Source organism: Anianabacter salinae (assembly GCF_019061145.1).
GTDB classification, from domain to species: Bacteria; Pseudomonadota; Alphaproteobacteria; order Rhodobacterales; family Rhodobacteraceae; genus Anianibacter; species Anianibacter salinarum.
This window is the reverse complement of the sequence record NZ_JAHQZS010000001.1, coordinates 453,167-465,703: the sequence shown is the minus strand read 5'-3', so window position 1 is coordinate 465,703 and position 12,537 is coordinate 453,167. Positions and strand designations below refer to the sequence as shown.

Annotated in this window: 11 protein-coding genes and 1 other annotated feature; all 11 genes read left to right on the top strand. The window is 67.1% G+C overall.

Annotated features, from left to right (window positions below; translation table 11 throughout):
• Window positions 1-3 precede the first annotated feature (3 nt).
• The gene (locus KTJ87_RS02250; protein WP_267137437.1) at window positions 4-507 is read left to right on the top strand and encodes a c-type cytochrome; all 504 of its coding nucleotides are present in this window, start codon (window positions 4-6) and stop codon (window positions 505-507) included.
• Window positions 504-1,439 carry a cytochrome c oxidase subunit II gene (locus KTJ87_RS02245; RefSeq protein WP_267137436.1) on the top strand — a complete coding sequence of 312 codons (936 nt, stop codon included), beginning with the start codon at window positions 504-506 and terminating at the stop codon, window positions 1,437-1,439. The genes KTJ87_RS02250 and KTJ87_RS02245 overlap by 4 nt, the downstream gene beginning before the upstream one ends.
• Window positions 1,436-3,931 (top strand): cytochrome c oxidase subunit I, encoded by a 2,496-nt coding sequence (gene ctaD / locus KTJ87_RS02240; protein WP_267137435.1) that lies wholly within the window; start codon window positions 1,436-1,438, stop codon window positions 3,929-3,931. The genes KTJ87_RS02245 and ctaD overlap by 4 nt, the downstream gene beginning before the upstream one ends.
• On the top strand, window positions 3,928-4,245 hold the full coding sequence (locus tag KTJ87_RS02235) for a hypothetical protein (protein WP_267137434.1): 318 nt from the start codon (window positions 3,928-3,930) through the stop codon (window positions 4,243-4,245). Before ctaD ends, KTJ87_RS02235 begins: the two co-directional genes overlap by 4 nt.
• A gap of 13 nt (window positions 4,246-4,258) precedes the next feature.
• Entirely contained in the window at window positions 4,259-4,996 is a 738-nt protein-coding gene (locus KTJ87_RS02230; RefSeq protein WP_267137433.1) for a cytochrome c oxidase assembly protein, read from the top strand.
• Between the two features lie 196 nt (window positions 4,997-5,192).
• Complete coding sequence (locus KTJ87_RS02225) at window positions 5,193-6,179, top strand: TAXI family TRAP transporter solute-binding subunit (RefSeq protein WP_267137432.1); 987 nt, start codon at window positions 5,193-5,195, stop codon at window positions 6,177-6,179.
• Entirely contained in the window at window positions 6,176-6,649 is a 474-nt protein-coding gene (locus KTJ87_RS02220) for a DUF1850 domain-containing protein (protein ID WP_267137431.1), read from the top strand. The genes KTJ87_RS02225 and KTJ87_RS02220 overlap by 4 nt, the downstream gene beginning before the upstream one ends.
• The gene (locus tag KTJ87_RS02215) at window positions 6,649-8,649 is read left to right on the top strand and encodes a TRAP transporter permease (RefSeq protein WP_267137430.1); all 2,001 of its coding nucleotides are present in this window, start codon (window positions 6,649-6,651) and stop codon (window positions 8,647-8,649) included. Before KTJ87_RS02220 ends, KTJ87_RS02215 begins: the two co-directional genes overlap by 1 nt.
• Window positions 8,650-8,741: 92 nt before the next feature.
• Window positions 8,742-8,798, top strand: a sequence feature (sul1 is cis-regulatory element that is thought to sense ions involved in sulfur or methionine metabolism; They are found in Alphaproteobacteria).
• A gap of 62 nt (window positions 8,799-8,860) precedes the next feature.
• A complete protein-coding gene (locus KTJ87_RS02210) occupies window positions 8,861-10,351 on the top strand; it encodes a SulP family inorganic anion transporter (RefSeq protein ID WP_267137429.1) in 1,491 nt (496 codons plus the stop codon).
• Window positions 10,352-10,364: 13 nt separating this feature from the next.
• Complete coding sequence (locus KTJ87_RS02205; RefSeq protein WP_267137428.1) at window positions 10,365-11,219, top strand: universal stress protein; 855 nt, start codon at window positions 10,365-10,367, stop codon at window positions 11,217-11,219.
• A 176-nt stretch (window positions 11,220-11,395) separates the two neighbouring features.
• A complete protein-coding gene (locus KTJ87_RS02200; protein ID WP_267137427.1) occupies window positions 11,396-12,460 on the top strand; it encodes a LacI family DNA-binding transcriptional regulator in 1,065 nt (354 codons plus the stop codon).
• Window positions 12,461-12,537: the final 77 nt, after the last annotated feature.

The following is a 12,537-nucleotide window of genomic DNA, read 5'->3' as shown; positions in this document are numbered from 1 at the left end:
GGCATGTGGGGGAAGGCGGCGGCAACCCTGTCGGTGGCCGGGCTTACTGCGGCCTGCGCTGCACTGGTCACGGTCTGGGCTCTCGCGGCTCCGGCGCGTGATCCGTTGGGGGATGCCCTCGGCGCGGCATCCGCGCGGCTGCGGGCCGTGACGGACTGGTATGCCCAAGGCCCGGGCGGCGGCCGCCCGACGTTGGATGCGATGCGAGCCGCCGCGCTTGGCGATGCCGGGCGCGGACGGCGCCTGATGACGGAATACGGATGCGGAGCCTGCCACCTGATCCCCGGTGTTGCAGGCGCCCGCGGCACGGTCGGCCCTTCCCTCCACAACCTGGTTGGCCGTGCCTACATTGCCGGGGTCCTGACGAATACGCCGGGCGATCTGAGCCGCTGGCTGATGAACCCGCCGCTGTTCTCGCCGCAGACCGCGATGCCGGACCTTGGGGTCGAAGAGGCCGACGCCGCCGACATGGCCGCGTATCTGCTGACCCTCGGGGCGGACGCATGAACAACACGAGCACGCTTGCCGACTACGGAAGCCAGACGTCGTTCTCCTCTGCAGGCAGCGGGGCGGCGGCGACGCTTGGCCTGACCACCGCGATGTCCGTCGCGGGCGGCGTTCTGTTCCTTCTGGTGATGGGCGCGGTCTGGCTGGCGCGGCGGCGCAATCGGCCCGGGCATGTCTGGTGGATCTGGGCGGGCGGCGTTGTCCTGCCGGTGCTGGCCCTGGCCGCGCTGGTCGCCGCCTCGACCTTCACGCTGGCCGCGATCGGACGGACCGGCGACACCGCTCCGGTGATCGAGGTGACGGGCCATCATTATTGGTGGGACGTCGTGCACGATCCGCAAGGGCGCGCCTTGCGTGATGCCAACGAGATCGTCCTGCCGGCGGACACCAAAGTGACGCTTCGGCTGCGGTCTGGCGACGTGATCCATTCGTTCTGGGTGCCATCCATCGCGGGCAAGCTGGACATGATCCCCGGGCGGGTTAACGAGATGACGGTCACGGCGACGCGGCCGGGCCGCTACCGCGGGCAATGCGCCGAGTTTTGCGGCCTGTCGCATCCCCTGATGGCGTTCGAGGTGCTGGTGCTGCCCCCGGCAGAGTATGCCGCCTATCTGGCCGGTCTGCAGGACGAGGCGCGTGATGCCGACACGGCGCAACTGGAGCAGGGGCGCGAGGTGTTCCTGCGGGAGGGCTGCCCGGCATGCCATGTCATCCGCGGCATTGCGGAAGGCGGGCGGATCGGCCCCGACCTCAGCCGGGTCGGCGCGCGCGGGTCGCTTGGCGCGGGCATGTGGCGAATGAACGTCGGCAACCTGGCAGGCTGGATCGCCGATGTGCAGGACATGAAGCCCGTCGCAGAAATGCCGTCGTTCAACCACCTGAGCGGCCCCGACCTGCGCGCCGTCGCGCATTACCTGGCGAGCCTGAAATGACCGACACCAGCGCAGACGACAGGCCACGGCAGGGCCCGATCCTTGATGAGTTGCCGCTCTATGAGCGGGCATGGGCGACCCCGAAGGGGTGGCGGTCGCTGTCCTCGGTCTCGCACCGCGTCGTCGGGCAGCGGTTCATCGTCACCGGGCTCGGGTTCTTCCTGATCGCCGGTTTCCTCGCCCTTCTGGTGCGCACGCAGCTGATCGTGCCGCAGAATACGTTCCTTGATGCCGAGACCTACAACCAGGTCTTCACCATGCACGGAACGCTGATGATGTTCCTGTTCGCCATCCCCATCCTCGAGGGTTTCGGCGTCTACCTGTTGCCGTTGATGCTGGGGGCGCGCGACCTGATCTTTCCCCGGCTCGGCGCCTTCGGCTACTGGTGCTACCTGTTCGGCGGCCTGATCGTGCTGGCGTCCTTCCTGTTCGACGCCGCCCCCGCCGGTGGCTGGTTCATGTACACGCCGCTGTCCAGCAAGGAGTACACGCCGGGCCTGTCCGCAGACTTCTGGCTGATCGGCATCACCTTTGCCGAGATCGCCAGCGTCACCGCCGCGGTCGAGCTGATCGCCGCCATCCTGTGCACCCGCGCGCCCGGCATGTCGCTGACGAAGATGCCGATCTTCGGATGGTACATGCTGGTGACCGCCTTCATGATCGCTGTCGGCTTTCCGCCCCTGATCGTCGGGTCCATCCTGCTCGAGGTCGAGCGGCTGCTGGGCCTGCCGTTCTTCGATCCCGCGATGGGCGGCGACCCGCTGCTGTGGCAACACCTGTTCTGGCTGTTCGGCCACCCCGAGGTCTACATCATCTTCCTCCCCGCTTCCGGGATGGTCGCAACGATGTTGCCGACTTTCGTGGGCAAGCCTCTGTTCGGCTACGGCTATGCCGTGGCGGCTGTGGTGGCGATGGGGTTCATCAGCTTCGGGCTGTGGGCGCACCACATGTTCACGACGGGGCTGCCGATGATCACGCTGTCGCTGTTCTCGGCCGCCTCGACGATGGTCACGATCCCGACCGGCGTGCAGATCTTCTGCCTCATCCTCACGCTGGCGCAGGGACGGCCACGCCTGACCGTGCCGATGCATTTCATCCTGGGGTTCCTGTTCATCTTCGTGATCGGCGGGCTGACAGGCGTGATGCTGGCCTCTGTTCCGTTCAACTGGCAGGCGCACGACAGCTATTTCGTTGTCGCGCACCTGCATTATGTCCTGATCGGCGGCATGGTGTTCCCGCTGATCGGGGCGTTCTACTACTGGACGCCGCATTTCACCGGGCGGATGATGTCGGAGCGGCTGGGCCGCTGGGCGTTCTGGCTGATGTTCATCGGCTTTCACGTCACCTTCTTCCTGATGCACATCACCGGCCTGCGCGGGATGCCGCGCCGCATCGCGACCTATCCCGAAGGGCTGGGCTGGGACCGCCTGAACATGCTGTCCTCGATTGGCTCGTACATCCTTGCGGCCGGGGTTGCAGTGTTCGTCTGGGATTTCATCGCGCATCGCTGGCGCGGGCCGCTGGCGCCGCGCGATCCCTGGCAGGCGGGCACGCTGGAATGGATGTATCCGCCGATTGCGCCAGGTCACAACTTTCACGCCATCCCGCGCGTGCACTCGCGCGAGCCGCTGTGGGACCAGCCGGAGTTGCTGGGCGGCGATGCCCACAGGGTGCACGGCGTGCTGCACGATGCCCCGCACGGGCGGCGCGAGACCGTGGGCTGTCATCCGCTATCGGGCGAGCCGCTTCAGATCGTGCGGCTTCCGCACCCGACCTGGGTGCCTCTGGTGACGGCCGCCTGCGTCGCTGTCGGCTTTGCCGCGCTGCTGGCCAACTTCTACCTTGTGGCGGCGGCGGGGCTTGTCGCGGCCCTTGTCGGCTTTGCGGTCTGGGCGTGGGAGCCGTCCGAGACCGGCGAAACCCTGGAGACCAGCGAAGGCACGCTGACCGTCAACCTGCCGTCGCGGCTGGGCCACACGCATATCGCGATCATCGGCACGCTGCTGATCCTCGTGGCGCTCTTTGCCTCGCTGCTGTTGGGGGTGATGTATCTGTGGAACGTGCAGCCCGAGTTCGCCCGCCTTGCCGGGGACGGTGATCTTGACTGGGCGGGCGCCGCGCTGGCTTGCGGCGCGGGCGTCGTGCTGACCGCCTGGCTGGCACGCCGCTGGCCGAACGCCCTGCTGGACCTGATCCTCGCGCTTTTCGCAGCTGCTGCGGGCGGCGCGCTTTATCTGGCGGTTCTGCCGATGGACCCTCTGGCGACCGCCCTGGCCGGAGCGGTCTGGATGACGGCTGGCTTCATCGGCGTGCAGTTGTTCGTCCTGCTGTACTGGAGCGTGTTCCTTGCCCTGCGCAAGCTGACTGGACAGGTCGCGCCGGGCCAGACCGTGCCCGAGATCAACCGACTGCCCTACGCGGTGGTGACAGCCGGAATGCTGGTCGCGGCCGCCGTCGTCCTTGCCGCCCCGCAACTGGAGGCCTTCACATGACAGACTTGACCGCCGCCCCCATCGCCCCGGGCCTGCGCGATGTCCTGCGCGCGCTGGTGATCTGGACGCTGCATTTCATCGTTGTCTACGGCGCGTTCTCGGCGGCCTGCGCAGAGCGCGAAGTGATCTCGTATCCGGCGTCTGTGGTCGTCGTCGCGGTGGCGACCCCCGTTGCGATCGTTGCCGCGGGCTGGGGCCTGCTGCGCCGGGGCGACGCGCCGCTGCGGATCGCCGCCCGCGTGGCGATCACGATCTCGGTTCTGGCGATCCTGTTCAACGCCTCGCCCGTGCTCCTGCTGGACGGGTGCAGATGACCGGAGAGGACACATGATGGACACCTATGTTCCGTTCTGCGGCACCCCGCCGATCCCGGCCGAGTTTTGGACACGCTGGCTGTTCGATCCGGTGCTGATCGCGGGGCTTGCCGCTTTGGGCGCGCTTCTGGCGTGGCGCGCGGACAGCAGGCGCCACGCGCTCGCCGCCTGGGGGCTGGTGACGCTGCTGTTCGTCTCGCCGATCTGTGCCGCGTCGATGGCGCTGTTCTCGGCGCGGGTCGCGCAGCACCTTCTGCTGACGCTGGTTGCGGCGCCGCTTCTGGCACGGGCGATGCCCCTGCGCGGCGCCGGCGTTCTGCCCGCCGCAAGCCTGTTCGGTGTCCTGTTCTGGCTCTGGCACGCGCCGCCGCCATATGCGGCCACGCTGGCGTCTGACGCGGTATACTGGCTGATGCACCTGTCGCTTGTGGGCGCGGCGTGGCTGATGTGGTCCGCGATCCTTGCCGCGATCGCCGCCCGGCCGCATGCCGTGGCGCTTGGCCTTGCACTGACCGCCGCGCAGATGTCGCTGTTGTCGGCGCTGCTGGTCTTTGCGCAATCCCCCTGGCACGCATGGCACCTGCTGACGACCCTGCCCTACGGGATCTCGCCGATGGCGGACCAGCACCTTGCGGGGGCGATCATGTGGGTGACGGGCGGGGCGCTGATGCTGTGCGCCGTCGCGGCGTTGGTGCGCCTCGTGTTTCGGGGACAGCCGGGAGAAGAGGGCGATGCGCGGACCCCGGGCTGAGGCACCGCTGCACTCTGCACAGGATTTGTGCAGTCTGGGGCGAGGACAGGTTCATGCCACGCCCCTGCGAGCGGCAGACTCGGCCCGCAAGGCATAAAAACGGTGTTCTGTCAGGCCAAATGGCTTTAGTTGAAGGAATATCCCGAGAGGAGATACGGGATTCTACGGGCGAAATGCCCCTGAAGGGAGGACTAAAATGCTTCACAAAATTCTCAGCGGCCCGCGTGGCCTTCTTGGATCGGCTGTCATCGTCGCGATGGGTGTCGCGACGCCCGGTCTGGCGCAGCAACAGCTTTCGATCGCGACCGGCGGCACCGGCGGTGTCTATTACCCGATGGGCGGCGGCCTTGCCGAGATCGTCAACAACCACATCGAAGGCTACTCGGCGACCGCCGAAGTCACCGGCGCCTCGGTCGAGAACATGGGCCTTGTCGCCACCGGCGATGCGGACCTTGCCATCGCGCTGGCGGACACCGTTGCGCAGGCCTATTCCGGCACCGGCCGGTTCGAGGGTCAGCAGCTTCCGATGGTGCGCGGCCTTGCCTCGCTTTACGCGAACATGGTGCAGATCGTGGCGCTGGAAGGCAGCGGGATCACCTCGCTTGAGGATCTGCGCGGCAAGCGCGTGTCGATCGGCGCACCGGGGTCCGGCACCGAGGTCAACACCGCCGCGATCCTCGAAGCCAATGGCATCAGCTATGACGAGATCGACGAGCAGCGCCTGAACTTCAACGAGACGGCGGACGCACTGGCGAACGGCGACATCGACGCCGGGTTCTGGTCGGTTGGGGCACCGACCTCGTCGATCCTGAACCTTGCCACCACCAACGGCATCGTCATCCTGGAGCTGTCCGAGGAAGAACTGGCCGCCGCGCAGGCCGCCGACCCGACCTTTGCCCGCACCACGCTGGCGGGCGGCACCTATACCGGTGTCGAGGACGATATCAACGTGCTGGGCATCCCGAACGTGCTGGTCGTGTCGTCCGAGATGTCAGACGATCTGGCCTATGCGCTGACCAGCGCGATGTTCACCAACATCGCCGATCTGCAAGCGGTCCACCCGGCGGCGAACGAGACCACGGTCGAGTTCACGCTGGGCGCGACGCCGGTTCCGCTGCATCCCGGTGCGATCCGCTACTACGAGGAAATCGGCGCCGACATCCCGGACGCGCTGCGCCCGTGAATGCCGTGACCGGAGGGGGGCTTTGCGCCCTCCTCCTGCTCGCCGCAGCCCCCTGCTCTGCCCTGGCGGAGGATCTTGTCGCCGCGCGTGCGGACGGCACAGAGATCGCGCGTCTGCCGGTTCCCGACGGGACCGGCTGGTGCGTTCTGTGGCGCCATTCGGTGCAGGGCTTCGAGGTGTCCGACTGCTACGAGAACCGCGACGGGCGCATGGTCCTGACCCGCACCCACCAGCCCGATTTCGCCGCCGGTCTTGGGCACATCCCGGGACGCGGGCGGCAAGTGTCGGACGGGCACGGCGGCTATTTCATTCTTGATATCGACGAGCCGGTGCCCGGCAATGCCTATGTGCTGCGCCCCGGAGGCCCTGCGGTCGATCACCGCCTGCAGGTCGGCGACACGGTGGTGTCGCTCTCTGCCGTGGCCCCGCGCGAACGTGTGCGCCTTTCGCTGACAGGAGCTGACGACTGATGGACACCGAAACCGCCGCGCGCCTGCAAGAGCCTCCGCAGCCCTGGTTCGTCCTGCGGGCGGTCGCCGTGATCGGCATCGCGCTGTCGCTGTTCCAGCTTTACGCCGCCGGTTTGCAGCCACTTGGCCTGTTCTTCCAGCGCCCGATCCACCTTGGCTTCATTCTGGTGCTGTGCTTCCTGATCTACCCGGTCTTTGGCCGCGACAAGCCGCGCGGCCCGCTGGGCTGGGCCATCGACGGCGCGCTGATCGCCATCAGCATTCTCGTCGGCGCCTGGCTGCCGGTGAACATCGACATCATCGCCAACCAGATTTTCCCGCGCACGGTCGATATCTGGGTCGGCGTGCTGACCGTGCTGGTCGTGCTGGAAGGCGCGCGCCGGGCGGTCGGGCTGGGCATGACGGTGATCGGCGCGCTGTTCATCGTCTACGCCTTCGCGGGCAACCGGGGGGAGTTGCCGTTCCTGTCCGACTGGATGCCCGGCATCATGAACCACCGCGGCTATTCGCTGGACCGGCTGGCCAGCCAGATGACCCTTGGCGCCGAGGGCATATATGGCATCCCCCTGGGCGTCGCCGCGACCTTCGTGTTCATCTTCGTGCTGTTCGGCGCCTTCCTGGAAGTGACCGGCGCGGGCAAATTCTTTATCGACCTCGCCTATGCCGCCACCGGACGCCAGCGCGGCGGCCCCGCGAAGGCCGCGGTCATCGCGTCCGCGGGCATGGGGTCGATTTCCGGCTCGGCCATCGCCAACGTGGTGACGACCGGCGCCTTTACCATCCCGCTGATGAAGAAGCTTGGCTATCGCCCCGCGCAGGCGGGCGGGATCGAGGCCGCTGCCAGCACGGGCGGGCAGATCATGCCGCCGCTGATGGGCGCCGGGGCCTTCCTGATGAGCGAGTTCACCCGCGTGCCGTATGTCGACATCGTGCTGGTCTCGATCTTTCCGGCGGTGCTGTATTTCGGCGCCGTCTATCTGCTGGTCCACATCGCCGCCGTGAAACAGAACATGACCGGGCTGACCTCTGAGGAATTGCCGCGCGTGCGCCAGGTTCTCGCCGATGGCTGGCATTTCCTGCTGCCACTGGTGGCCTTGGTGGCGCTGCTGGTCGCGGGATACTCGCCGATGCGCGTCGGTTTCTATGCCATCGTGTCGGTGATCGCCGCCGCCGGGGCACGGGCGCTCTGGAACTTCACGGCGAATGGACCGACGGCGGGCAAGTTCGTCGCCCTGTGCCGCAGCGGCATCGCGCTGACCCTCGAGGCGCTGGAGCTTGGCGCGCGCAACGCGGTCGCCGTGTCGATGGCCTGCGCGGTGGCGGGCATCATCGTCGGTGTCGTCGGCCTGACTGGCCTGGGGCTCAAGTTCTCGGCCATGATGATCGCCTTCTCGGGCGGGAACATTGTGCTGGCGCTGATCCTGGTGCTGATCGCCAGCCTGATCCTCGGCATGGGTCTGCCGGTCACGGCGGCCTATATCGTGCTGATTATCCTTGTCGGTCCCGCTCTGACGCAGGAATTCGGCATTCCGCTGCTGATCGCGCATCTGGTGGTGTTCTGGTACTCGCAGGACAGCAACGTGACGCCGCCCGTGGCGCTTGCGGGGTTCGCGGGCGCCGCCATCGCCGGATCGAAACCGATGGAGACCAGCGTTCAGGCGTGGAAATACGCCAAGGGCCTCTACCTGATCCCGCTGTTCATGGTCTTCAACCAGGAGATCATCCTGGGCGGTCCGCTGCCGCTGGTGCTGTGGGCCGGGGCAATCGCCATTCTCGCGCTCGTCGCCTTTGCCGCCGCGCTGGAGGGGTTCCTGTGGCGGCCGATGGCACTTTGGGGACGGGCGCTTCTGATCCCCGGGGTCATCGCGGTGTTCTGGCCCGACCTGCGGATCGAGATCGCGGGCACCCTGCTGATCCTGCTGATCCTCGGGCTGAACTGGTGGCAGGCGCGCAAGGAAGGCATTCCGTCCGCGCCCATGGGAACAAGCGCCCCGAACTGACCCGGCCTGTGATCCCGGAGCGGCACCGCCGAAAACGCGCGCCGCACCCGGTTGCCCTTCGCGGCCTGAGCGGCTAGGCGCAGCGCAACGAACCTGGACCCGGCCTGTGCGCCGGGTGGCTCTTCCGGCCGCCGATCCGCCGGACAACCGTATTCGCTGACGCGATCCCCGGCTCCACAAGGACGCGCCGCCGGGCAGGGACATTTCTTCAATGATTTCACTCGACGCATACCGCGCCCAATGGCTGGGCAATATTCGCGGCGATCTTCTGGCCGGGCTTGTCGTCGCGCTGGCGCTGATCCCCGAGGCCATCGCCTTTTCGATCATCGCGGGCGTGGACCCCAAGATCGGCCTCTACGCCAGCTTTTCCATCGCCGTCATCACCGCGATCACCGGCGGGCGGCCCGGCATGATCTCGGCGGCCACGGCGGCGACCGCCGTGTTGATGGTCACGCTGGTGCGCGACTACGGGCTGCAATACCTGCTGGCCACCACCGTCCTTGCCGGTCTGATCCAGATCGGCGCGGGTGTTCTGAGGCTGGGTTTCGTCATGCGCTATGTCTCGAAATCGGTGATGACCGGCTTCGTCAACGCGCTCGCCATCCTGATCTTCATGGCGCAGCTGCCCGAGCTTGATCCGCGCAGCGTCACATGGCTGACCTATGCGCTGGTCGCGGCGGGGCTGGCGATCATTTACCTCTTTCCGCTGGTGACGACCGCGATCCCCTCGCCGCTTGTTACCATCGTCGTGCTGACCGCGCTGGTCTTTGCGCTGGGGCTGGACGTGCGCACGGTCGGCGACATGGGTGAGCTGCCCGACACGCTGCCGGTGTTCCTGATCCCGCAGATCCCGCTCAATCTCGAGACGCTGATGATCATCCTGCCCTATTCCGTCGCGGTGGCGGTCGTGGGCCTGCTGGAAAGCCTGATGACGCAGAACATCGTCGACGACCTGACCGACACCAAGTCGAACCGGAACCAGGAATGCGTCGGCCAAGGTCTGGCCAACACCGCCACCGGCTTCATCGGCGGCATGGCGGGCTGCGCGATGATCGGTCAGTCGATCATCAACGTGAAATCCGGCGGGCGCGGGCGGCTGTCGTGCTTCGTGGCGGGGGTGTTCCTACTGATCCTTGTCGTGGGGCTGGGCGATCTGGTTAGCGTCATTCCCATGGCGGCCCTTGTGGCGATCATGATAATGGTCTCCATCGGCACCTTCTCGTGGTCGTCGATCAAGGCGCTGACGGTGCATCCGCGATCTTCCTCTGTCGTGATGATCGCGACTGTTGTGACCGTGGTCTACACCCACAACCTTGCCATCGGCGTTCTGGTGGGCGTGCTGCTGTCGGGTATCTTCTTTGCCGGCAAGATCGCGCAGTTGTTCCGCGTGCGGTCCGAGATCAGCGGCGACGACCGGGTGCGGACCTACCGCGTCGAGGGCCAGCTGTTCTATGGCTCGGTCGAGGATTTCATGGACGCCTTCGATTTCAAGGAAGCACCCGAGCGCGTCGTCATCGACGTCAGCGCAGCGCATATCTGGGACATCAGTTCCGTGCAGGCGCTGGACATGGCGATTCTCAAGTTCCGCCGCGACGGCGCCGAGGTCGAGGTCGTGGGCATGAACGAGGCGACGGAAACCCTGGTCGACCGGCTTGCCATCCATGACAAGCCCGGCGCCATGGACAAGCTGATGGCGCATTGAGGGAGGACGCACCATGACAGACAAGATCATCGCATTGGTGGACGCATCCATCTACGCCGAAAGCGTCTGCGAGCACGCCGCGTGGATCGCGGGCCGCACGGGCGCACCGGTCGAGCTGATCCACGTCCTTGGCCGCCGCGAAGCGCCGGGCAAGCAGGACCTGTCCGGCTGGATCCGGCTGGGCGCCCGCAGCGCATTGCTCGAGGAGTTGGCCGATCTGGACGCGCAGCGCGCGAAACTGGTGAACCACCGGGGCCGCGCCATCCTTGAAGACGCCCGCGCAATCGTGGACCGCGACGGCGTGACCGACATCACCACCCGCCTGCGCCACGGCGACATCGTCGAAGCCATCGGCGAGATCGAGGGCGAGGCCCGTGTCATCGTGCTTGGCAAGCGCGGCGAGGCGGCGGATTTCGCCAAGGGGCATCTTGGATCGAACCTTGAACGCATCGTCAGGGCCGCGCATCGCCCGGTGTTCGTCGCCGCGCGCGCGTTCAAGCCGATCGACAGCGTGCTGGTCGCCTATGACGGCGGGCGGTCGGCAATGAAGGCGGTCGACCACATCGCGCGCAGCCCCCTGTTCGCCGGGCTGTCGGTCACGGTGGCGACGGTCGGCAGCGACACGTCCGAGGCACAACGCGGCCTTGCCGACGCCCAGGCGCTGCTCAAGGCCGCCGGGATCGACGCGCAGACCCGCCTCGTCCCCGGGCAACCCGAGACCGAGCTTGGCAAGCTGGTCGAGGAGGAAGGTTTCGGCATGGTCGTCATGGGCGCCTATGGCCACAGCCGCATCCGCAGCCTCGTCATCGGCTCGACCACCACCGAGATGGTGCGGTCCTGCAAGGTGCCGGTCGTGCTGATGCGCTAGGTGGCAGGCTGAGCCGACGCGCGCCGCGCTGCAGAAAAATCCTGCCGTTGCGTCAATCACTTGTGCCTCGTGGGGTGCGCGTTTCATCGCAATGCGCGATTCCTGACATACGTCTATCAAGAACCGATTGACGTCCGTCACCGCGGGTGTTTTCCTCTCGGACAGGGAGGACTTCGATGGACAGGCGTTTGCCGACCTTGTCGGACGTCGCGCGGCGCGCGGGCGTCAGCTATGCCACCGCCGACCGCGTCGTGAACGCGCGCACCGGGGTGTCGGACCGCGCGGCGCAAAGCGTGCGGCAGGCCATCGACGAGTTGGGCTATGTGCGCAACGTCGCCGCCGCCAACCTCTCGCAACAGCGTCTCTACCGGCTGGCGGCTGTCCTGCCCGCGGGCTCCAACGCGTTCTTCCGCCGGATGCGCGATTTGTTCGGCGCCTCGGCCGAGCGGCTTCTGGTGGACCGCATCCGGCTACGGGTCGAGGACGTCGAGGCGTTCGATCCGTGCGCGCTGCGCGACAGGCTGGACGCGCTGGGGCAGGACGGCGTCGACGGCATCGCCGTCGTGGGAAGCGCTGACCCCGAAGTCGTCGGGACCATCTCGGCCCTGCGCGCCAAAGGCGTTCCGGTTCTTGCGCTCGTATCCGACCTACCCGGCGCGGAACGCGATGCCTATGTCGGGATAGACAACACTGTGGTCGGCCGCACCGCCGGGCGGCTGATGGTGCTGTCCCATGGTGGGCGGCGCGGCCGTATCCTTCCTGTCGTCGGCACGCGGACGGCGCCCGACCATGCGGACCGGCTTGCCGGCTTCTACGAGGTCATCGGCGGCGCCATGGACATCGCGCCGGTGATCGAGGGGCGCGACCAGCACGAGCTTGTGGAACGTCAGGTTGCCGCCGCGCTGGAGGCAGACCCGGCGATCACCGGTATCTACAGCGCCGGTGCGGGCAACGCCGGGCTGATCCGGGTTCTTGAGGGACGGACAGGCGCAGGGCCGCGTCCAATCGTGATCCTGCACGAACTTGTCGCCCATTCCCGGCGCGCGCTTGAGGCGGGGCTGATCGACATCGTCATCGACCAGCGCCCCGAGGAAGAAGTCGCCCGGGTGATCGAGGCGCTGCGCCTGCTGGCGGATCGACGCACTCCTGCGGCGACCGATCCGATCGTGCCGACGATTTACGTCCGGGAGAACCTGCCGCCAGACACCTCTGGCGCGGATCCGGGCGAGGTGGCTCCATGACGATGCGCGGCCTGCATACAACGTAAGTATCAAATCGAGGCGGTCCGGCGGGGGCCGACGCCAGACACAGACAAAGG